Raw genomic sequence first — 20,329 nt, 5'->3', positions numbered from 1 at the left:
TTCCGCTTGCAAAGGACGAAGACCTTCCAATCTTCTTTGAACAGGCAGAGTGGGGAACGCTCAAAAGAACAAAGGCTAAACATGACAACCAGCATTTCGAACTCAGCGGAAAACCCGTTGTCTTGCGGAAGCAGTTGAACCCCAAGGCTGACTTCCTGCTTGAAGCCGGCTTTCTGGCTGAAACGATTCAATTGCAGCTGGGTTTTGTGACCGAAGCAATCATCGAAAAGCAAACAGATGATACCGTGACTTTCCTGGTTCAGGTAGATTCTAAAGATCCGATTGACTTCGCGGATTACGAGCAGGAAGCTGCATCTCCTCTGCATTTGGACAAAGACTGAAAAAAGCCTCCCGGTTTGACGGGGAGGCTTTTTAAATCATCATTTTTATGATTAAAGGTGCTTTTCGATGATTTGCTTCAAGTCATCCTTTTCGTGATATCCAACAACCGTGTCGACCACTTTGCCGTCCTTTTGAACAATCATCGTCGGAATGCTCATAACGCCGAATTTTTCAGCCGTTGCCTGATTTTCGTCAACGTCAACCTTGAAAAAGGAAACCTTTCCGTCAAGCTCTTCTGACAGTTGTTCAACAACTGGTCCCTGCATCCGGCAAGGGCCGCACCATGTTGCCCAGAAATCAGTAAAAGTCAAACCTTGAGCAGTTTTTTCAGCAAAATTGTCATTCGTCAAATTTTCAATCATCATTCGTTTCTCCTCTCGAATTTGGTGAATCCTGATTCATGAGTCCATTGTAACACAACATCAAAACAGGTGCTAAATTTTTGCTTACTTAAAATAAACAACGGTTGCACCGTTTCCGCCGTTGCCTGGAGAAGCAAATTCAAAATGCTTGACGGAACGATGCTGCTGCAGATATTTGATGATTCCCTGGCGCAAGGCACCAGTCCCTTTGCCATGAACAATCGTAACCGATGGATAGCCTGCAAGAATTGCAGCATCCATGTAGCGGTCAACGTTGACCATTGCTTCTTCGTATCGCTGTCCCCTGAGATCGAGCTGAGGCGAAACATGACTCGTCCCGGACGACTTAAGAACGGTTCCGGCTCCGCGCCTGCTGTTTTCTTCAACCTTTATCTTCTCAAGATCGGCTTCATCGATTTTCATTTTCAAAATTCCAAGCTGAACTTCCCATTCGTGCTTTCCGAGGCGTTTCGTCAACACGCCGCGTTGTCCGTATGTCTTGACGAGCACATCGTCATTTTCATGAAATTCCTGCTGTTTCCTGGCACGCTGCAGCACTTTGTTCTTTTTGAGCATTATCGGCTGTTCAAGAGCATTCAAACGCGATTTAGCATCAATCAGCTCATTTTCCTTAATTGAAGATGCTCCGCTTTGTTTCATTTTGTGCAGTTCGGAAATTATCTCTTCTGACTCTCTCCGGGCATTTTCAATGATTTCGTTAGCTTTCCTCTTGGCGGTCTCGACCATGTTGTCACGTTCACGAACATAGGTCTCATAACCCTTTTCCAAATCAGCATGAAGCTTTTCGGATTCATCAAGGTACTTTTTAAACCTTGCCTTCTCCTCTTCTGCTTCATGACGCTTTTGAACAAGGTCAGCAATCATTTCGTTCAAATCCTGACTGTCCTGGTCCGTCAGCTGCCTTGCCGCCTCAACAATTGCATCATCAAGTCCAAGTCGTCTGGAAATGTCAAAGGCATTGCTTCGTCCCGGAATGCCGATCAGCAGATGATACGTCGGCTTGAGCGTTTCAGCGTCAAACTCCATTGAAGCATTGATCGTCTGCGGGCGCTCATAGCCGTATGCCTTAAGTTCCGGATAATGGGTCGTTGCAACAACATAGCTTCCCTTGGCACCGACTGCATCCAGAATCGCAATTGCCAATGCAGCACCTTCCTGAGGATCGGTCCCGGCCCCAAGCTCATCAAACAAAACCAGCGAACGTTCATCAATGTTATTCAAAATTTCGACGGTGTTTGTCATATGCGACGAAAACGTCGACAAGCTCTGCTCAATCGACTGCTCATCGCCGATATCAGCAAAAATATCATCGAATACGCCGATTCGGCTGTTTTCAAATGCAGGGATAAACAAGCCGGACTGTCCCATCATGCTGACCAGTCCGAGCGTTTTGAGCGTGATTGTCTTACCACCGGTATTCGGACCGGTAATCACGATTGCCTGATAATCCCTGCCGATTGCGATATCGTTTCGAACGGCCTTCTTTGAATCAAGCAAAGGATGCCATACCTGTCGAAGATAGACGTCATTTTCTCTTGAAATCAACGGCTGAGTTGCTTTCAGATCATGCGCAAGCTTCGCCTTTGCATTTATGAAATCAAATTTGCCCAGAATCCTGGCGTTGTTTTCAATTTCTTCAGTATAAGGAGCAATCAGTTCGGATAATTCTTCAAGAATCCGCTTGATTTCCTCTTTTTCAGCAATCTGCTGCTGACGCAGACGGTTATTCAGCTCAACTATTTCCTTCGGTTCGATGAACAACGTCTGACCGGAAGAGCTTTGGTCATGAACGATTCCGCCAAAGGCATTCTTATATTCTGCCTTAACGGGAATAACGTAGCGTTCGTTTCTGATCGTGACCAGCGAATCGCTCAGATATTTTGAAGACTTTCCCCGTACGAAATTACCAAGCCGGTTTCTGATTTCTCCTTCCGTCGTCGTAATCTGACGTCTCAGACTTGCCAAAAGCGACGAAGCCTCATCCGTTACGTGTCCGTCATTTTCAATCGACATCAGCAAACGTCCTGATACGTCAGGAAGCGTCTCCAGCATGTCTGCCTCATCATAAAGATGATTCAGTTCAGTCTCATCCGCTTCAAGATCGCGAAAGAACCGCTTCGTTTCATTCGTAACGCGCAAAACGCGTCCTACTTCAGCAAGTTCTCTGGCACTGAGCGAAGCACCGATGTCAAGTCTCTTTAAATGTTTTTTTACGGATTCAAGTTTCGGAATCGGAATTCCGCCCTTGAGTCTCAATACGTCAGCCCCATCCTTTGTTTCATCCAACGCTTGTTCGATCCATTCACAATCAGACGACGGGGTCAGCTCAAAAACCATGTTTCTCCCCATTTCGGTCGTTGCATACGCCAGCAGCATATTCTTGACCTTATCGTATTCAAGCGTTCTTAAACCCTTTTCGTTCACGGAAAACTCCTTTCATAAATCAGACGTCCTTTGCCGGAAGCCAGTCGGAAATTATCTTTTCAGATAAACCGGGCGTCTTGTTCAAGATAAACCTAGCAACCGTTGAGTCATCGACTGAATTTCTCACCCCTGCATTTGGCCAGGAACCGGCGAAAAGCAACGCAAAAAAGATGACGGCGTACATCATTAAAAAAGATGCCAGTCCGCCCAGAATCCGGTTAACCGATGAAACAACGGGCATTTTCGTAAAAATCCCGAGCGAACCGGAAACCATTCGAAAGACGATTCCCAGACCGATTGCAAAGATCCAAAACAGCATGATCTGATAAAATGCACTGTTGAGATTGATCCCGGCAACTGCCAGGAATCCGTTTTCTTCATCAGTAATCTGAGGCATCTTCTCTGCAAAAACCGGTCCGTATGCATGTGCCAGAAAACCGGCGGCAAAAGTGACCGCAACGTAACCGACGACATTCACGACTGTTTGAACCAATCCTCTCCTGGCTCCTGCCCGATATGCTATTATCAGTAATAGGACAATGATCAGCGAAACACTCATTTGCTTCCTTTCTCTTCCTTTAATCTATCAAGTTCTTCCTGCTTTTCAAGACAATCTGACATTGCGTTGACTGCCAGAAGCACTGCTGCCTTTTCAGTTGATAACGACGGCATCTGTCTGGAAATCTCTTCCAGTTGTTCATTAAGCAGTCTGGAAACCGCGTCCATCTTTTTTGGGGTCGTGTTTCCGATAATCGTATATTCGTTTCCGCCAAGCTTAATCTTGAACCGTCTCTTTATATCAGACATCGATTTCACCTCATAAAATATTGTCACAAAGCCTTTCAGGCTGTACCTTCCTTAATTTTATCACAACCCTTGTGCGAATGCGAAATTCAATGCCCGTAAAAAAAGCGAGTGCCAGCATTGACCCTCGCTCAAATTCCTATTGCATGTTCTCGTCATTCAAAAACGTGTCCAAAACGCCTTCGACCATGTCCCATTCTTCATCGCTTTCAATTTCATTCAAGTCAACATCGTCGCCTTCTGCTTCGGAATCAAAGGAATAGGCAAGAACGTCAACCTGATCTCCCGGTTCTGAACCGGCAGGAATCAATAAAATGTATGACTTGCCATAATCCTCGGAATCAAACGTGAACAAAACTTCGTAAAGCGTTTCATTGCCGTTGTCATCTGATACAGTAATATATTGTTCTTCGTATGCGCTCATGCACGTTACCTCATTTCTTAATTTCTGCCATAAGTTTTCCGGAAGCGTCCAGATAGTTTTGCAAAATAAGACTTGCAGCCAGCTTATCGATAACCTTCTTGCGTTTCCTTCTTGAAGCATCAGCCTGCTCGACCAGCATCCTTTCAGCTTCGACGGTCGTCAGCCGTTCATCCTGGAAATCAATCGGCAGGCCGAACGTTTCAGCCAGAAGCTCTCCGTATGCTTTTGAAGCCTCAGCACGCGGACCGAGAGTATTGTTCATGTTTTTCGGAAGTCCCAGAACAAAACCGCAAACGTCGTATTCTTCAACAAGCTCCCCGACTCGCTCAATCCCAAAAACCGCTTCTTCTTCGTTGATTTTGATGATCTCAACACCTTGCGCAGTCCATCCAAGCTCATCGCTGACGGCTATGCCGACCGTCCTTGAACCAACATCAAGTCCCATTAGTCGCGCCACTATTTATCCTCCTTATCAAGATATGAACGTACCAATTCTTCAATAATTTCATCACGTTCATGCCTTCTGATTAGATTTCGGGCATCATTGAGCCGCGGAATATAGGCCGGGTCACCCGAAAGAAGATATCCGACGATCTGATTAATCGGGTTGTATCCCTTTTTCTCCAAAGCATCATAGACGGTTTCAAGCGTCTCACGAACATCTTTTTGATTATTATCTTCAAAATTGAAGTACATTGTCTTATCCAACGAACTCATCTCTAACACCTCCGCGGATCTATTCATCAACTCTATTTTACTAGACAATTCATAATGTCACAATCAATAAATCTTATTGTAAACGAATCGTAATCAAAATTTTGGAAAACACTTACATAAACATCACAAAAAAGGGCCAGGTTTGACCCTGTCCCTTTAGATGACTATTTTTCAGCAAGCCATTTTTCTGCTGCCTTCAATGCTTCAGGCAATCCTTCGGGTTTCTTGCCACCGGCCTGTGCGAGGTTCGGACGACCGCCACCACCGCCGCCGACAAGCGGAGCAATCGCCTTGATCAAATCACCGGCCTTGATTCCGGCCTTGATGGCATCATCAGAAACAGCAACGATCAAGTTGACCTTGTCCCCGGATGAAGAACCTAAAACAAGAACGTCGGAAAGCTCCTTTTCCTTCCATTGGTCTGCCAGGGAACGCAGCTGATTCATGCCGGAAACCTTAACCGCAGCAGCGATCAGAGTCCTGCCGGCAACAGTCCGGACGTTCTTGAAGACGTCTTCTGCCTGTTGACTCGCAAACTTGTCCTCAAGTGCAGACACCTTGTTTTCAAGCTCCTTGATTTGCTCCTGCAGTCCTTGGACCTTGTGCGGAATTTCCTTGATTTGCGCAACCTTCATTTCAGCTGCGGTTTCCTTCAGAAGAGCATTGCGGTGTTCCAAGTACTCGAATGCCTCTTTTGACGTCACGGCTTCGATTCGGCGAACACCTGCGCCGACGCCGGATTCGGAAACGATCTTGAACAAGCCGATTTCGTTCGTATTGTCAACGTGATTGCCTCCGCAGAATTCCATTGAATAGTTGCCTGCCTTGACAACGCGTACGGTATCCCCGTACTTTTCGGTAAAGAGCGCAATTGCGCCAAGCTTCCTGGCCGATTCGATATCCGTCACGACCGTTTCGACCGGCATGTTTGCCCAGATTTTCTCGTTGACGATCTTTTCAACTTTTTCAAGTTCTTCAGGAGTCGTTGCCCCCATCTTGGTAAAATCGAAACGTAAATAGTTTGGTTCAACAAGCGATCCGGCCTGATGCGTATGCTCGCCTAAAACGTCCCGCAAAGCCTGATCAAGCAAATGGGTTGCAGTATGATTCTTCTTGACCTTGTCATGGAATTCAACGTTTACTTCCAGGCGATATTTCGCATTCTTCTTCATTTCTGCCAAAACCCTGAGCGTGTGCATGTTCTGACCATTAGGTGCATGCTGAACGTCCTTGACTTCAGCCACGACTTTGCCGTCTTCATTTTTGATGATGCCCTTGTCGGCAACCTGTCCGCCCATTTCGGCATAAAACGGCGTCTTGTCAAAGATGACCTGTGCTTCGCCCTCGGACACGACGTCAACAAGCTTGTTGTCAACGATAATATCTTTCAAGACACCGTCTGCGGCAAGTCTTTCGTACCCGACATATTCACTTGGCGTCTTGATGTCAGTCAACAATCCGTTCTGAACGCCCATTGACTTGGCATTGCCGCGAGCAGCTCTTGCACGTTCCTTTTGTTTTTGCATTTCTTCATCAAAGCCTGCCTTATCGACATCAAGACCTTGATCGGCAGCAATTTCCTTTGTCAATTCCAACGGGAATCCATAAGTATCATAGAGCTTGAATACGCCCGATCCGGCAAGTTTCGTTTCGCCCTTTTCCCTTGTCTCTGAAATAAGGTCTTCAAGCAGGCCAACGCCGTCCTTGAGCGTTTCATTGAAGCGATCCTCTTCGTTGCGGATGACTTTTTGGATATACTCAGCCTGCTCCAGAACTTCGGGATATGCGGATTCCATAATCTTGCCGACGACCGGAACCAGTTTGTAGAGGAATGCTCCTTCGATGCCGAGTTTCTGGCCGTGCATGACGGCACGACGAATCAGACGACGAATAACGTATCCGCGGCCTTCGTTTGAAGGGAGTGCGCCATCACCGATTGCGAACGTCACCGCACGCGCGTGGTCTGCAATAACCTTGAACGAAATGTCTTTTTCGGCATCGTCACCGTAATGAACGTCTCCTTTTGCCATCCTGGCAGTTTCATCGATAATCGGCATGAACAAATCCGTTTCAAAGTTTGTCCTGGCATGCTGGAAAACGGAAACGACACGTTCAAGACCCATGCCCGTATCAATGTTCTTGTGCGGAAGCGGTTCATAAGTTCCGTCAGGCTTATGGTTGAATTCAGAGAACACGATGTTCCAGATTTCAAGATAGCGTTCATTTTCCCCACCGGGATAATTTTCAGGATCATCTTCTGAAACGTTGTTCATTTCCTGACCGCGATCATAGAAAATTTCAGAATCAGGGCCGGACGGGCCTTCGCCGATATCCCAGAAGTTGTCTTCTGCTTCATAGATATGACTGTCTTCGACGCCGACTTCCTTCCAGCATTCACGAGCGGCGGAATCCTTTGGATAAACCGTCACGTAGAGTTTTTCAGGATCCATGTCAAACCATTCTTCGCTTGTCAAAAGTTCCCATGCCCAGGTAATGGCTTCTTTTTTGAAGTAGTCGCCAACGGAAAAGTTTCCGAGCATTTCAAACAGCGTATGGTGGCGTGCAGTATGGCCGACGTTTTCAATATCGTTCGTTCTGATTGACTTTTGCGAGCTCGTGATGCGATGGTTCTTTGGTACGACCGTTCCGTCAAAATACTTCTTCATTGTCGCAACACCTGAGTTGATCCAGAGAAGAGTCGGATCATCATGCGGTACGAGCGGGGCACTCTTCATCACATCATGCCCCTTGCCCTTAAAGAAATCCAGATACATTTGACGCACTTGTGCGCTAGATAATTCCTTCATCGTTAAAAAATCCTTTCTGAAAGCAAAAAACACCGTTGCCAACGGGGACGCTGTCTGCGCGGTACCACCCCGATTGCAACGATGCTTCATCGTTTACCTCTTAATTGCCCAATTAACGTGAGCACGTTTTATTCGTAATTCATCATCGGGGAGCATCCAGACGATTCAGACGGGCTTTCACAGCTTCCAAGCCCTCTCTTGGACGTGAAATGCGTCCGGACATGTCCCGATTACTTTTCAAAGTATAGAAAATATTCGCCAAAATGTCAAGCAACGATTAAAACTGTCTGTTTCCTTTCCTGGCATTGCGCATTTCCTGTCTGCGCGCAAGTTTTCTCTTCTGCTGTTCATCTCGCTTGATTGCGCGTTTGATTTTGTTCTTATAACCAGGCTTGCGTTTCTTCTTTTCCTTTTTAACCATTCCGACAATTTTCGGATCAAGCTTGCTGCTCCTTGTTCTGCGTTTGAAACGACGATTGCGATCATAGGAATCGATGAGTTCTCCGTTTGAAAGTTTCTTTTCCTTAAAGGAAATGCCAAGATCTTCCAATTCGGCAATCATCTTGTCTTCGCTTGGAGCATACAGCGTAATTGCCGTTCCTTCCATGCCGTTGCGCCCCGTTCGGCCGACGCGATGAATGAAGAATTCGAGATCTTCCGGAATATCGTCATTGATGACCTGTGAAACGCCCTCAATATCAATGCCGCGGGCTGCCAGATCCGTTGCCACCACGAATTGATATTCCATATTTTGAATTTCGCGCATCGTTCGCTTGCGTTCTCTGGGAGGAATTCCGCCGTGAATCTTTGCAACTCGCAGTCCCTGGGAACGCAAGTATCTCGTCAGATCATCCACGCGCTCCTTGGTATTGGCAAAGACAAGTGCCAGATAGGGCTGGCCCATCGTCAAAAGCTGATAGATCAGTTGATTTTTGTCGCGTCCCTTCGTTGAAACCAGCCAGTTGTCAATCGTCGGGCTGATGACGTTCCTGTTTTCAACGACTTCAACTACGGGATCGGTCATGTACTTCCTCAAAAACGGCTTAAGCTTGTCGGGAATCGTTGCCGAAAAGACCATCATCTGCAATTCTTTCGGCATCGCAGACGCAATTGCGTCCGTTTCTTTCAAAAAGCCAAGATCAAGCGTCATGTCAGCTTCATCGACCACCAAAACGGATGCATTGTGAACGTCAAGCGCCTGCGATTTCATCAAATCCAGCACTCGTCCCGGCGTACCGATGACGATTTGCGGCTGCCTGTGCTCAAGTTTTTCAATCTGGCGCTGCTTGTCCGTTCCGCCAACGTAATTATGCACCAGTATTTCCTTTTCGCTGTGTTTTGCAATCTGCCTGGCAGCATCATAAATCTGATATGCCAACTCACGACTGGGCGTCGTAATGACGGCCTGAACTTCCGTCAGCTCCGGATCAACCTTTTGAAAAATCGGCAGCAGGAAAGTGTGCGTCTTGCCGCTTCCCGTCTGAGACTGTCCGACGACGCTCCTCCCCTTTAAAATCAAGGGAATCAGACGCGACTGAACTTCTGTCGGCTCTTTAAAGCCAATCTCCTTCAAAGCCGCATCAATGAACGGCTTAAAACCAAATTGTGCAAATGTTTGTGTCATTATTCTTCCTCCGTGCATTTTGCGGCTACTTCATCAAGCTTTTCGACAAAGCCCGGAATTCCGCCCTCATCGTCCAGTCTGGCTCCGCTTGCCAGCGGATGTCCGCCGCCGCCGTATTCTTTGGCCAATTCGTTGATTACGGGCTTTTTGGAACGAATTCGCAAACGATACGTTCCGTCTTCCTGCTCAGCAAAAATCGTCCAGCAAAGAATTCCCTCAATTCTTCCGGGAAGTGAAACAACGTGCGCAGTTCCGCTGTCCTCTGCGCCCAGTTCTGCTAAAACCGCATTTTTAATGATGACGTATGCGGCGTGATGTTCCGTGATCTGAAGATTCTGATAGACATAGGCTGAAAGTCTTGCTTCAGCTACGTTGATTTCATCCATTTTACGGTTCTCCAGCGCAGCATCGATTCCCTGTTCCAGCAACTGAGCCGTAACGCGCATCGTGTGCGGCGTAGTGCAATCATACATGAACCTGCCCGTATCACCGATAATGCCGGCATAAAGTCTCCTTGCGGCTTCTTTCGTCAATCTGAGTTCACCGTCAGAAGCGTTGACGAGATCAACGATGATCTCGGAGCAGCTGGATGCTTCGGGTCTGACCAAAACAAGGTCTCCGTATACATCATCATTCGGATGATGGTCAATCTTGATCAGGTATTTTCCATTATCGTACCGTTCATCGTCAATCCGCGGGGTATTGGCGGTATCGGTCACGATTACCAGCGCATCCGCATACTCCTCATCCAGAACTTTATCTTCAGTCAGGATCCACTTGAGCCCTTCAACGTCATCACCAACGACTTTGACCGATTTTTCAGGAAAAGCTGCCTTGATGACTTCAGCCAGTCCGCCCTGGGATCCCAATGCATCGGGATCTGCATTCTGATGACGGTGAATGATGATTTTGTCAAATTCTTTAATTTTACTGATGATTTCTTCTTCGATTGTCATGTTTAATTTCCTCGCATTCTGTTGCCAACTATTCAGTATAACACGTCTTTCAGTCATTATGCACGTCGTTTCGTCCAAACAAATCCAAAGTGATGTTTTCATACTCAATCGAATCAATCGACGTCATCGAAAGCCCCATCAAGCGAATTGACTCGCCTTCAGAATAGAGTTCGTCAAGCAGCTGGCGCCCGTAATACGCAATCGTTGCCGCATCGTTTTGGAAGTAGTCAGCCAGAGTCATCCGCTTTGTTTTTGTTTCAAATTCAGAGTTTCGAACCTTGACTACCAGTGTTTTTCCATGTTTTTGCGCCCGTTTCAGATCATCTGCCAGTTTTTGCGCCGTCCACTTGAGCTGCGCATCTATTTCTTCATTTGAAACAAGCGGCATGTTGAATGTCCGTTCAACTCCAAAGGACTTTCGTTCCCTCTGCCATTCAACTTCCCTGTCATCGATTCCTCTGACCTGTTCATAGAAAAAGTGTCCCATTTTACCAAAATAGTGAATCAGATTCAACTCTGAAAGTCTGTAAAGATCGTACCCGTTATAAACTCCCAATTCGTGCATTTTGATCACGGTTTTCCTGCCGATGCCTCTGAATTTTTCAATTTTCAGCGGCAACAGGAAATCCAGTGCCTCATCCTCACGGACAAGCGTCATCCCGACCGGCTTGGCATAATCTGAAGCAAGCTTGGCCAAGAATTTATTATACGATATTCCTGTCGAACAGGTCAGACCGGTCTTTTCAAAAATTTCCTGCTGAATCAGATGCGCAATCACCGTTGCTGATTTCAATCCAAGCTTGCACTCCGTCACATCAAGATATGCTTCATCAAATGCAATCGGCTCAACCTTATCAGTATATTCATGGAAAATTTCATGAATCTCTTTTGAAACCCGGCGATATTTATTGAAGTCTGGCGTCACGAAAACTGCGTCCGGGCAAAGATTCAGTGCATCGTTTGCATTCATTGCCGAATGAACTCCAAAAGCTCTTGCAATATAGTTAGCCGTTGAAACGACCCCCTTGCCGCCTGAATGCCTGGGATCTCTTGCAATCACCACCGGCTTGCCTGCCAGATTCTGATTGTCTCTTACTTCAATCGAGGCATAAAAGCAATCCATATCGACATGAATGATTTTGCGAGCCATGAAAACTCCTCCTGTCCGTTACTTAAATTATACATTAATCCCACTCGGAAAAGCAAACATATGTACTGGATACTTAAGCCGAGTTGTCTTTTTTGAATAATCAAAAAGACATCGGACACAAATCCGATGTCTTTTGTAAACTATTTAAGCTGACGGCAGCAATTGCTAAAATTCCCAATGATTTCCGTCTTTTTCAAGCAATTCATCGGAAGCCTCCGGTCCCATCGTCTTGCATGCATAATTCGGAAAGGCGTCGACCGAAAGTTCTTCATCGTCCCATGCCCTTCTGATTGAATCAAGAAACTTCCATGAATATGAAAGTTCGTCCCAACGGGCAAAATTCATCGTTTCGCCGCGAAGAGCATTCAGGATCAGGCGTTCATACGCTTCAGGCATCTCTGCTTTTTGCTCATCGCTGAGACTGTATCCGATGTCAATCGATTCAGTATCAAAGTTCTGACCGACTTTTTTGGTATTCAGCTGAATCGAAATTCCCGGTTCAGGGTCGACGTTGATCGTCAAAACATCACTTTTAAGGCAGCTGTCCTTAAAAACGACCACCGGCATTTGCTTGAAGACGACATCGATTCTGGTTGCCTTTTCCTTCATGCGCTTGCCCGTTCTGATATAGATCGGCACGCCGGCAAAATCCATGTTCTCGACCGCAAGCTTGCCGGCAACAAACGTTTCCGTCATCGAATCAGAAGCGACCTGATCCTCATCCCGGTATGCCTTCAAGCCAGCGCCCTTGCCGTATTGTCCCCGGACAAAATTCTCCTTGATCTCCTCAGCATCGTAAACTTTTAGAGATTTCAAAGCATTAATCTTTTCTCTGGAAATATCTTCTGCGGAATAGGAAACGGGCGCATTCATCGTCAAAAGGGTCACGATCTGCAGAATATGATTCTGAACCATATCACGCAATGCCCCGGACGTTTCATAATACCCGGCCCGTTCCTCAACGCCGAGCGCTTCGCTTAAAGTAATCTGAATATTGCTGATGTAACGATTGTTCCACATCGCATTGAACATGCTGTTTCCAAAACGAACCGCCAGGATGTTCTGCACCATCTCCTTGCCGAGATAGTGATCGATTCGAAAAACGTCCTGCTCAGGAAAAACAGAAGCGATTTCATCGTTCAATGCCTTGGCACTTTCATAATCATGCCCGAACGGCTTTTCGACGACGACACGATTATAACCGTTCCTGGTGATGATTTCCTGCGTCTTCAAGTGCTCGCAGATTGTCCCGAAAAAGCGCGGCGACATTGCCAGGTAATACAGGCGATTTCCGCACAAGCCGTATTTTTCATCAAGCCTGTCTGCCAGATCCCGAAGCGTGACATAATGATTCGTATCGTTTACGTTATGCGACTGATAGTAGAAATGCCCTGCAAAATCATCGGCCTGCGCTTCATCATCGTACATCCCCGCAATCGATTCCTTGATTACTTCATGATAATGTTCATCCGTCCAGGGGCGGCGGGCCGTCCCGATAACGGCAAAATGATTTTTCAAATAGCCGCGCTTGTACAAGTTGAAAAGCGACGGGTACAATTTTCTTTGTGCCAAATCCCCCGTTCCGCCAAAAATGATAAACAGTGCCTGTTGTTCAGTATTATTCATTGATATCTGGGCGAGATGCCCCCAATACGAGGCGTGGCGAACCACGGTATCCCGCGCTCCCTTCTTTCAAAATTTTGACTTGAGTCCTTCAATCTGCCTTTCATCTCAAGGTACCACAATCTATATTTTACTAATCTGAACAGATTTTAACAAGGCTTTTGCCTGTCGATGTTCAAAAAAGAGCCAAGAAAAACTCGGCTCCGCATGCAATTTTTCATTTGTCTGAATCAATTTTTTAAATCAAATGAACGCCTTTATCCACGTACAATACGTCTCCGACAACTCCTGTCGAAAGATCGCTCATCAAAAATGCGCACATCCCGCCTATTTGCGATGTTGTCACTGACACGCAGTCAACTGCGCGGTCCTGCGACATGTCGAGCAGCTTGGAATGATCCTTGATTCCTGTAACAGCCAGAGTCTTGACGGCCCCTGCCGAGATTGCGTTGACTCTGATTCCCTGTGCACCGAGATCGCGTGCCATATAACGCATTTCAGCCTCAAGGGCAGCCTTTGCAACTCCCATCGTATTGTAGCTTGGGATGGCACGAGTTGAACCCATGTACGTCAAAGTTGCAAGACTTGCATTTTCATTAAGAAGTTCTTTTTCAACCGCAAACTTCGCAACAGCCAGAAAAGAATAGCTCGAAACATCCAATGCCTGGGCAAAGCCACTGCGGGTCGAATTCAAAATATTGCCTTCAAGCTCCTGCTTTGGTGCAAATGCAATCGCATGAACGATGCCGTCAATTGTCCCGAAACGTTCCCTGACGATTGAAAAGGCTTCCTGAATGCTTTCGTCGCTTGAAACGTCGCACTCAACCAAGCGGTCTTCATCGCCGACAAGTTTGAGCAGACTCTTCTTCAAGCGTTCATTTTGGTACGTGTATATTAATTGAGCGCCTTGTTCCTGCATGACTGAAGCACAGCCCCATGCAATCGAACGACGATTTGCAGCGCCCATTACGAGAATCTTCTTGCCTTCCAACAAATTTCCCACTTTAACTCATCTCTTTCTCTAAAATTTCCGGAAACGCGAATGCCTCTTGCTGAGCAGCTGTTCCGGCGTCAATTTTTCAAGTGTCTGCAGTCTTTCATCCAGTACTTTTGCGATTTCGGCAATTGTTTGACGATGGCTGCGATGTTCAGGAATGATTCCTTCAATCACGTCATTTTCAAGCAGGGATTCAGGAGTAAGCTGCATGACTTCACAGGCTTCATCGCTTCGCCTGCTGTCTTTCCACAGAATCGATGCAAAGCCTTCAGGAGACAGAACAGAGTACATGCTGTTTTCAAGCATCCAGACTTCGTCTCCGCAAGCAAGCGCCAATGCTCCGCCGCTTCCGCCTTCGCCAAAGATAACAGTGACAAAGGGCACTTTCAAGGTTGAAAATTCCAACAGATTGCGGGCGATTGCTTCCCCCTGTCCATGTTCTTCTGCACTCCTTCCCGGATACGCACCTGACGTATTGACGAATGCAATCACAGGTCGATTGAATTTCTCTGCCTGCTTTGCCAGACGCAATGCCTTCCTGTAGCCGCCGGGAGACGGACATCCGAAATTCTTGGCAACTCGTTCCCTGGGTGAAACGCCCTTATCGGTCGCAATTATCGTTACTGGCTTCTTTTTGAACGTTCCGATTCCGGCAACGATTGCCTGATCATCTTGATAATTACGATCGCCGTGAAATTCGATAAAATCTGCGAACAAGCCCTTTATCAGCTCCGAAGTCGTTATTTTTTCCGGTGCTCTGGACAAGGCGACAATCTGAGCGGCCGTTTTCTCTTTTTTCAATTTCAATCATTCACCCGCTCTCTCGTGCATCATCAGAATCTTTTCAAGCATCTTCTTTTCGTCATGCCGTTTGACAATGGCATCAACAAAGCCGTTCCCTTGCAGCGTTTCAGCGCTTTGAAGATCATCGGGAATCCTCTGGTGCATCGTCTGCTCAATTACCCGCTTGCCGGCAAAACCGACCAGAGCATGCGGCTCAGCCAGGATAATGTCTCCCTGCATCGCATAGCTTGCCGTCACACCGCCCGTTGTCGGATCCGTCAGCACGCTGACATACAGCAAGCCGCAATCGCTGTGCTTTTTAACCGCTTGGGAAACCTTCGCCATTTGCATCAAGGAAAAAATTCCTTCCTGCATTCTGGCACCGCCAGAGGCCGTGAAAACAACCACCGGAAGCTTTTGTGAAACCGCTGTTTCAAACAGGCGCGTCAATTTCTCGCCGGCTACGGTTCCAAGCGAACCCATTACGAAGTACGGATCCATTATTCCGAGCGCGAATTTTTGCCTGTTGATTTTTGCGATTCCGCTCAAAACAGATTCATTTATCCCCGAATTCTTCTTTCCCTTGGCAAGCTTTTCATCATAATCAGGAAAATTCAACGGGTCTGTCGTCTGCAGATTTCCGTCCGTTTCCTCGAATTCGTCAACCAGCCATGACAGCCGTTCTCTGGCCCGCATTCGAAAGCCGTAGCTGCATTCGGGACATTCCTTGTAACAATCAAAATCTTTGTGATAGATCGGATGTCCGCATTTGGGACATTCGACCCACATCCCGTCAGGAACCCTTGCCATTGCCTTTTTATCAGCCTTGACGTGTCTTTGTCCCAACGTCTTGAGTTCATTAAACAGTTGCATTCTCTTCACTTCGCTTCCATTTTGGCAAAAAGACGCGTTCCAAATAATCGGTCGTCGTCTTTCCGCTCAAAAATTCAGGATCCTCCAGGATTGCCAGATGAAAATCGCGGTTGATCGTAATGCCTGAAATGATCATTTCCATCAACAGGCGCTTGACTTTTTCGACCGCTTCATGGCGATCATGTCCAAGAGCAATCACCTTGGCAATCATCGAATCATAATAAGGAGAGATTTCAGTTCCGGCATAAAGGTCGGAATCGATTCTCATCCCCAGGTTTCCGACCGGGAAGTACAAGTAGTTGATTCTGCCGATTGACGGCATGAAATTTCTTGCAGGATCTTCAGCGTTGATGCGGCATTCGATTGCGCTGCCCAACAGCTTGATGTCCTCTTGCCTGAACGGAAGAGGCTCTCCCGAAGCCACCCTGACCTGTGCCTTGACAAGATCAACGCCCGTCACCATTTCGGTCACGGTATGCTCAACCTGAATTCTGGTATTCATTTCCATAAAGTAGAACCTGTGATTCCTGTCCATCAGAAACTCGATCGTGCCGGTATTCCTGTAATCAATCGCATCGACGGCGCGAACCGCAATCTCGCCAAGCTGCTTCCTTTGCTCGGGCGTAACGAGAGAACATGGACTTTCTTCAATCATCTTCTGCTTGTTTCGCTGAATCGAGCAGTCGCGCTCGGGAAAATACACGGAATGACCGAATTCGTCTCTGAAGACCTGGACTTCGATATGCTTGACGTTTTCCATGATTTTTTCAAGATACATCCTGGAATCGCCGAATGCGCTCAAAGCTTCACGCCTGGCCTCCTCATAGGCATTCGTAAGCTCTTCTTCATTGTTGACCCTTCTGATTCCCTTGCCGCCGCCACCGGCCGCTGCCTTCAGCAAAACCGGGTATCCGACTTTTCCGGCGATTTCCCTGGCTTCTTCAACGTCGCTGATAAAGCCCTTGCTCCCCGGAATGACGGGAACGCCGCTTTGCTGCATCTGGATTCTGGCATTGGCCTTGTTTCCCATCAGCGAAATCGTTTCTGATTTCGGGCCAATGAAAGTAATTCCGCAGCTTTCACACATCTCGACAAAACGGCTGTTTTCAGAAAGAAAACCAAATCCGGGGTGAATTGCCTGAGCCCCGGTCCCGATTGCCGCCGCCAGAATATTCTTCATGTTCAAATAAGAATCCTGCGGTTTGGCCGAGCCGACGCAAACGGCCTCATCAGCCAGCTGAACATGCAGGCTCTCACGGTCAACGGTTGAGTAGATTGCCACCGATTTTATCCCGAGCTCCTTTAAGGAGCGAATGATCCGAACCGCAATTTCGCCGCGATTGGCTACTAAAACTTTTGAAAACATCGCTTTACCTACCTCTTGTTATCCGATCATAAACGTCAGCTCTGCACTGCAGCACCTTTTTCCGTCAATCGTTGCTTCAGCCTTGCCTGTCCCTATGTTGTTCCTGATTTTGTCCAACGTAACCTCAAGTCTCAACGTATCGCCGGGGCGGACGACTTTTCTGAATTTTGCCTGACGAATGCCGCCAAAATAAGCCGTCTTGCCCTTGAATTCAGGCATCGAAAGCAATGCAACGGCGCCGGTCTGAGCAAGCGCCTCAACAATCAATACACCAGGCATGACCGGATTGTCAGGAAAATGTCCGTTGAACACTTCTTCATGAATCGTCACGTTGCGCGTTGCGACCGCCCTTTTACCAGGTTCAAGCTCATCAACGCGGTCAATCAGAAGCATCGGATATCGATGAGGGATGATTTCTTGAATTTGTGTTGAATCTAAAACAACCATGCCTAGCCCTCCGTAACTTTGAATAGTGGCTGATCGAATTCGACAAGATCTTCGTTTTCGACCAGAACTTCAGAAACAACTCCATCAAGGTCGCTTTTAATTTCGGTCATCATCTTCATCGCTTCGATGATGCAGACGATATCGCCCTTGTGAACGCGCATTCCTTCAGTCACGTACGGATCCTTGTCCGGTTCGGGCTTAAGATAGATCGTCCCGACCATCGGGGCCTTGATTGCCTTTCCGTCGTCTTTTTCAGACGCCTGGCCTTTTTCCGAAACGGAAACGTCCTCAACAGCTTCGATTGCCGGCTTTTCGCTGCCGGCTCTGGCAATCGCCGGTTTTTCGAAGGAAACTTCATTCTTGCTTAAATGAATGTGAAACCCCTCGCTAGTGATTTCCAGTTCACGCATGTCAGAACCGTTGAATTCATCCATTAATTTTTGAATATCATTAAAGTCCAACAAAATCATTCACTCCATTTTCTGAATGCCACAACGGCATTGTGCCCGCCAAAGCCTAATGAGTTGCTGATCGCATACTCAAGATCAGGGGCTGATTCCTTATCTTTTGTTACAACGTTAACGTTACACTCTTCATCTTGAGTCGTCATTCCTATATTGACAGGTAACCTGCCATTTTGCAAGGAAAGAATCGTTGCACAGGCTTCAACTGCACCGGCAGCACCAAGCAGATGCCCCGTCATGGACTTGGTTGAGCTGACGGGAACCTGATAATCCTTGAAGACCAGGTTGATTGCCCTGGCTTCTCCGGCATCATTTGCCTTGGTTGCCGTCCCGTGAGCATTGACGTATCCGACGTCTTCCGGATTGATTCCGGCTTCATCGATTGCCTGCTGCATCGCACGCGCAGCCCCTTCTCCGGTCGGATCAGGCGCCGTCATGTGATATGCGTCGCAGGTGCTGCCATAACCGACCATTTCGGCAATGATTCTCGCACCGCGTGCCTTTGCATGTTCTAATTCTTCCAAAACAAGACAGCCTGAGCCTTCGCCCATGACAAATCCAGAGCGTTCCCTGTCAAACGGAATCGAAGCCCTGGTCGGATCCACTTGATCAGACAGTGCCGTCAATGCCGCAAATCCGGCAATTCCGATTTCATTTACCGAAGCTTCGGCACCACCGGTCAGCATTACCTTTGCCCTGCCTTCCTTAATCTGACGATATGCTTCGCCAATCGAATTCGTTCCGGAAGAACAGGCAGTCACAATTGACGTGCAGATGTTTTTGGCCTTGACTCGAAGCGCAATGTTTCCTGCAGCCATGTTCGCGATTGCTGTCGGAACAAAAAGCGGCGAAACTCGTTTTGGACCTTTTTCATGCATCTTGATGACTTGTTCCTGAATCGTCGTCAATCCCCCGATGCCTGATCCAAAAATAACTCCCATATCTTCAGAAGCAGTATTTCCCTCCGTTATGCCCGCGTCTTCAATTGCCTGAAGTGCGGTGTCAACTGCATATTGAGAATAAAGATCCATCCGTTTGGCGGCCTTCTTGCCGACTCTTGCCGTTGGATCAAAATCCTTGACTTCACCGGCATTCGTAATCCCTGTTTCAGATGCGTCAAATTTCGTGATAGGAGCAATTCCGAGCTTTCCCGCAAACAGATTTTCCTTGAATTCGGCAACATCGTTTCCCAAAGGGTTAACTGTTCCCATTCCGGTAACTACAACTCTTGTCATGAATGAACTCCTTCCTAAATCGTCATTCCGCCATCGACCGGAATCACCTGGCCCGTAATGTAATCATTTTCAGCCAGAAAAACCGCCGTTTCAGCAACTTCTTCAACCCTGCCGAAACGTTCGAGCGGAATGTCCCGTAATGTTTGTTCCTTAACCTTATCGCTTAATACACTGGTCATGTCGCTTTCAATCATCCCCGGCGCAATCGCGTTGCATCTGATATTGCGCAAAGCCCCCTCTTTTGCGCAGGTTTTGGTCAAACCGACTACGCCGGCCTTTGCAGCCGCATAATTTGCCTGACCGACGTTTCCGTGCAGGCCGACGACTGAGGCAAGATTGATGATTGCCCCGCTTTTCTTCTTGTACATTTTCTTCAAAAACGCACGCGTCATCAAAAACGTTCCGCGCAAGTTGACGTTGACAACGGAATCGAAATCCTCGTCCTTCATGCCGATTAGAAGCTTATCGTTCGTAATGCCGGCGTTATTGACCAGAACATCGATTGCTTCAAATGATTCATAAGCCTCTTTCGTCATCCTCCTGACATCTTCTGCAACGGAGATGTCACCTGTGATCGTTTTACAGACGACTCCGTTTTCCTCAATTTTCCTGACCAGTTCGTCACTTACGCCGTGACGCCCGTTAACGATTACGTTGGCACCTTTTCTGGCAAATGCTTCCGCACAGGCAGCACCGATGCCTCGAGAAGATCCGGTTACGAAAACCGTCTTTCCTTTAAGATTCATCTTTTCCCTGCTATATAAAATGTGAACAAATGTAGCCATTTCGTATATTTGACTGCATTTGAGAAAAGAATATAGCTTTTCCTTTCATAATTTTATTTACTGCCGTCCACACCGGTATTCCCATATCCCAATTCAGGGGTAATGACATTGACCGGCTCCTGCAG

The 20,329-nt window shown here is 47.2% G+C and carries 21 protein-coding genes; 1 reads left to right on the top strand and 20 read right to left on the bottom strand.

Annotated features, from left to right (window positions below):
* The coding region (locus tag V7Z60_RS01565) for a DUF2507 domain-containing protein (RefSeq protein WP_334115788.1) at positions 1–341 on the top strand (341 nt) is incomplete at its 5' end.
* 51 nt (positions 342–392) lie between these two features.
* Here V7Z60_RS01565 and trxA read toward each other — a convergent pair.
* The 20 genes from trxA to fabG all read right to left on the bottom strand — a co-directional run bounded on the left by trxA (position 393) and on the right by fabG (position 20,165).
* Positions 393–704, bottom strand: a complete 312-nt coding sequence (trxA, locus tag V7Z60_RS01560; RefSeq protein ID WP_334115801.1) for a thioredoxin — start codon at positions 702–704, stop codon at positions 393–395.
* A gap of 84 nt (positions 705–788) precedes the next feature.
* Positions 789–3,149 carry an endonuclease MutS2 gene (locus V7Z60_RS01555; protein WP_334115787.1) on the bottom strand — a complete coding sequence of 787 codons (2,361 nt, stop codon included), beginning with the start codon at positions 3,147–3,149 and terminating at the stop codon, positions 789–791.
* Positions 3,150–3,168: 19 nt separating this feature from the next.
* Positions 3,169–3,708, bottom strand: a complete 540-nt coding sequence (locus tag V7Z60_RS01550; protein ID WP_334115786.1) for a CvpA family protein — start codon at positions 3,706–3,708, stop codon at positions 3,169–3,171.
* Positions 3,705–3,956 carry a cell division protein ZapA gene (gene zapA / locus V7Z60_RS01545; protein ID WP_334115785.1) on the bottom strand — a complete coding sequence of 84 codons (252 nt, stop codon included), beginning with the start codon at positions 3,954–3,956 and terminating at the stop codon, positions 3,705–3,707. Before zapA ends, V7Z60_RS01550 begins: the two co-directional genes overlap by 4 nt.
* A 136-nt stretch (positions 3,957–4,092) precedes the next feature.
* The gene (locus V7Z60_RS01540; protein WP_334115784.1) at positions 4,093–4,377 is read right to left on the bottom strand and encodes a DUF1292 domain-containing protein; all 285 of its coding nucleotides are present in this window, start codon (positions 4,375–4,377) and stop codon (positions 4,093–4,095) included.
* A 10-nt stretch (positions 4,378–4,387) separates the two neighbouring features.
* Positions 4,388–4,834 carry a Holliday junction resolvase RuvX gene (ruvX, locus tag V7Z60_RS01535; RefSeq protein WP_334115783.1) on the bottom strand — a complete coding sequence of 149 codons (447 nt, stop codon included), beginning with the start codon at positions 4,832–4,834 and terminating at the stop codon, positions 4,388–4,390.
* Positions 4,834–5,094 (bottom strand): IreB family regulatory phosphoprotein, encoded by a 261-nt coding sequence (locus V7Z60_RS01530; RefSeq protein ID WP_334115782.1) that lies wholly within the window; start codon positions 5,092–5,094, stop codon positions 4,834–4,836. Before V7Z60_RS01530 ends, ruvX begins: the two co-directional genes overlap by 1 nt.
* A gap of 164 nt (positions 5,095–5,258) precedes the next feature.
* Complete coding sequence (gene alaS / locus V7Z60_RS01525) at positions 5,259–7,901, bottom strand: alanine--tRNA ligase (protein ID WP_334115781.1); 2,643 nt, start codon at positions 7,899–7,901, stop codon at positions 5,259–5,261.
* Between the two features lie 277 nt (positions 7,902–8,178).
* Positions 8,179–9,525, bottom strand: a complete 1,347-nt coding sequence (locus V7Z60_RS01520) for a DEAD/DEAH box helicase (RefSeq protein ID WP_334115780.1) — start codon at positions 9,523–9,525, stop codon at positions 8,179–8,181.
* Positions 9,525–10,481, bottom strand: a complete 957-nt coding sequence (locus V7Z60_RS01515; RefSeq protein WP_334115778.1) for a DHH family phosphoesterase — start codon at positions 10,479–10,481, stop codon at positions 9,525–9,527. The genes V7Z60_RS01520 and V7Z60_RS01515 overlap by 1 nt, the downstream gene beginning before the upstream one ends.
* A gap of 49 nt (positions 10,482–10,530) precedes the next feature.
* A complete protein-coding gene (gene dinB / locus V7Z60_RS01510) occupies positions 10,531–11,631 on the bottom strand; it encodes a DNA polymerase IV (RefSeq protein ID WP_334115777.1) in 1,101 nt (366 codons plus the stop codon).
* A gap of 165 nt (positions 11,632–11,796) precedes the next feature.
* On the bottom strand, positions 11,797–13,257 hold the full coding sequence (gene zwf / locus V7Z60_RS01505) for a glucose-6-phosphate dehydrogenase (protein ID WP_334115776.1): 1,461 nt from the start codon (positions 13,255–13,257) through the stop codon (positions 11,797–11,799).
* Positions 13,258–13,492: 235 nt separating this feature from the next.
* Positions 13,493–14,257 (bottom strand): enoyl-ACP reductase FabI, encoded by a 765-nt coding sequence (gene fabI, locus V7Z60_RS01500; RefSeq protein WP_334115774.1) that lies wholly within the window; start codon positions 14,255–14,257, stop codon positions 13,493–13,495.
* An 18-nt stretch (positions 14,258–14,275) separates the two neighbouring features.
* Entirely contained in the window at positions 14,276–15,058 is a 783-nt protein-coding gene (accA, locus tag V7Z60_RS01495; protein ID WP_334115772.1) for a carboxyltransferase subunit alpha, read from the bottom strand.
* On the bottom strand, positions 15,059–15,907 hold the full coding sequence (gene accD, locus V7Z60_RS01490; protein WP_334115771.1) for an acetyl-CoA carboxylase, carboxyltransferase subunit beta: 849 nt from the start codon (positions 15,905–15,907) through the stop codon (positions 15,059–15,061).
* Complete coding sequence (gene accC / locus V7Z60_RS01485) at positions 15,894–17,273, bottom strand: acetyl-CoA carboxylase biotin carboxylase subunit (RefSeq protein WP_334115769.1); 1,380 nt, start codon at positions 17,271–17,273, stop codon at positions 15,894–15,896. The genes accD and accC overlap by 14 nt, the downstream gene beginning before the upstream one ends.
* 18 nt (positions 17,274–17,291) lie before the next feature.
* Positions 17,292–17,720, bottom strand: coding sequence for a 3-hydroxyacyl-ACP dehydratase FabZ (fabZ, locus tag V7Z60_RS01480; protein ID WP_334115768.1), 429 nt, complete (start codon positions 17,718–17,720; stop codon positions 17,292–17,294).
* 2 nt (positions 17,721–17,722) lie between these two features.
* The gene (accB, locus tag V7Z60_RS01475) at positions 17,723–18,190 is read right to left on the bottom strand and encodes an acetyl-CoA carboxylase biotin carboxyl carrier protein (protein ID WP_334115767.1); all 468 of its coding nucleotides are present in this window, start codon (positions 18,188–18,190) and stop codon (positions 17,723–17,725) included.
* Positions 18,187–19,419 carry a beta-ketoacyl-ACP synthase II gene (gene fabF / locus V7Z60_RS01470; protein WP_334115766.1) on the bottom strand — a complete coding sequence of 411 codons (1,233 nt, stop codon included), beginning with the start codon at positions 19,417–19,419 and terminating at the stop codon, positions 18,187–18,189. Before fabF ends, accB begins: the two co-directional genes overlap by 4 nt.
* A 14-nt stretch (positions 19,420–19,433) precedes the next feature.
* On the bottom strand, positions 19,434–20,165 hold the full coding sequence (gene fabG / locus V7Z60_RS01465; RefSeq protein WP_334115764.1) for a 3-oxoacyl-[acyl-carrier-protein] reductase: 732 nt from the start codon (positions 20,163–20,165) through the stop codon (positions 19,434–19,436).
* Between the last annotated feature and the right edge of the window lie 164 nt (positions 20,166–20,329).

The organism is Ligilactobacillus sp. (assembly GCF_036846325.1).
Taxonomy (GTDB): Bacteria; Bacillota; Bacilli; order Lactobacillales; family Lactobacillaceae; genus Ligilactobacillus.
Note: the sequence above shows the minus strand (reverse complement) of the source record. Positions and strands in the feature narration are given on the sequence as shown.